Origin of the sequence: uncultured Limnohabitans sp. (genome assembly GCF_937889215.1) — a bacterium.
In the GTDB taxonomy this organism is placed as follows: Bacteria; Pseudomonadota; Gammaproteobacteria; order Burkholderiales; family Burkholderiaceae_C; genus Limnohabitans_A.
The window spans coordinates 1-1,757 of record NZ_CALBEX010000420.1 but is presented as its reverse complement, the minus strand read 5'-3'; the positions used below and the strand labels follow the sequence as shown (position 1 = coordinate 1,757).

The 1,757-nt window shown below is 60.4% G+C and carries 2 protein-coding genes; both read left to right on the top strand.

The window, feature by feature from the left end:
- Positions 1-241 precede the first annotated feature (241 nt).
- Complete coding sequence (locus Q0341_RS10795; protein ID WP_299513075.1) at positions 242-1,357, top strand: mandelate racemase/muconate lactonizing enzyme family protein; 1,116 nt, start codon at positions 242-244, stop codon at positions 1,355-1,357.
- Positions 1,354-1,757, top strand: a 404-nt coding sequence (locus tag Q0341_RS10790) for an SDR family NAD(P)-dependent oxidoreductase (RefSeq protein ID WP_299513073.1), incomplete at its 3' end; no start/stop codon positions are given. The genes Q0341_RS10795 and Q0341_RS10790, both read left to right, overlap by 4 nt.

Here is a 1,757-nt window from a genome sequence, read left to right as displayed (position 1 = left end):
GCATGGGGGTGATCAGGGATAACGTGAATTGGACAAGTGGTCAGACCAGTTGCAGAATCATCACATGATCAAAAGCCATTGCAACTCCGCACAAACCCGCATGGCGGCTGTCACGCAAACGACGTGTGTTGCTGCAGGGGTGTCGCATGCTGCGAAGCCTTAAAGCATTTGACGTTGCATTTGTCGCTGCTGGCAGCTGATCTTTCGTTGACTGTTCTTTCCACCATCCTTGCAGCCCCACATGACCCCCGTCACCATTGAGCGCGTGAGCCTTCGGCAAGTGAACTTGCCGCCCAAGGTCTTGCGCACCGACGCCATTCAGTCGTTCGTGACGCAAGAAACGATGTTGCTCACGCTGCACTGCAGCGACGGCATAGACGCCACGGGTTACGCCTACACGATTGGCACTGGCGGCTCATCAGTCATTGCCTTACTCAAGGACCACCTGGCGCCGCGACTGATCGGGCGCGACCCGGTCATGGTCGAGGCGATCTGGAAGGATTTGTTTTTTCACACCCACGCCACCGCTGTGGGGGCCATGACCAGCTTGGCGCTGGCGTGCGTGGACACCGCCCTGTGGGACTGGCGCGCACAAATCCAAGGCCTGCCGCTGTGGCGCTTGCTGGGCGGGGCGCAGTCGCGGGTGCCGCTCTACACCACCGAAGGCGGCTGGCTGCATTTGTCGCCGCAGGCACTGGTGGACCAGACACTGGAGGCACAAGCCCAAGGTTTCAAAGGGGCCAAGATCAAGATCGGCCGCCCGCATGTGAGCGAAGACGTGGCTCGCCTGTCTGCCGTGCGCGATGCAGTGGGGCCGGGTTTTGAGTTGATGACCGATGCCAACCAAGGCTTCAACCGCGCCGAGGTGGTGCGCCGTGCGCGGGCTTTTGACGGCTTGGGGCTTGCCTGGATCGAAGAGCCCCTGCCCGCCGAAGACGTCTCGGGCCACCGCCAGTTGCGCGAACACACCACCATTCCGGTGGCGGTGGGCGAATCGATGTACCACCCGATGCAGTTTCGCGAATACCTGGAGCAGGGCGCGTGTTCCATCGTGCAGCCCGATGTGGCGCGCATTGGCGGCATCACACCCTGGATCAAGACCGCGCACCTGGCCGAAACCTTTGACGTGGCGGTGTGCCCGCACTTCTTGATGGAGTTGCATGTGAGCCTGTGCGCGGCCGTGCCCAACGCCACCTGGGTCGAATACATCCCGCAGCTTGACGACATCACCACCTCGCGCATGCAGGTGCAGGGCGGTTATGCACTGCCACCCGACACCCCAGGCCTTGGCATCGCCTGGGACTGGGCGGCCATTCAACAACGACAGACGACCCACATGGAGATCCAAGCATCATGAGACTCAAAGGAAAAATCGCGCTGGTCACCGCAGCCGGTCAAGGCATTGGCCAAGCGGCGGCATTGGCCATGGCTGCTGAAGGTGCCACCGTTTACGCCACCGATGTGAATGCTGAATTGCTCAAGAGCTACCAAGGCGTGGCGAATGTGCATACGGCAGCGCTGGACGTGCTCGACAAAAAAGCGATTGCCGCCCAAGTGGCCAGCTTGCCGCGCATTGACATCGTCTTCAATTGCGCAGGCTTTGTGCACAACGGCAACATCGAGTTGGCCACTGACGAGGACTGGGATTTCGCTTTTAATTTGAATGTGCGCTCGCAGTTCTGGATGATCCAGGCGGTCATTCCCAAAATGCTTGCGCAGTTTGCCCAAGACGGGCGCGGTGGCAGCATCATCAACAT

What these genes read in the sequence shown, in the direction of transcription:
- Q0341_RS10795 (WP_299513075.1), top strand. Translation starts at nt 242, where the DNA reads ATGACCCCCGTCACCATTGAGCGCGTGAGCCTTCGGCAAGTGAACTTG.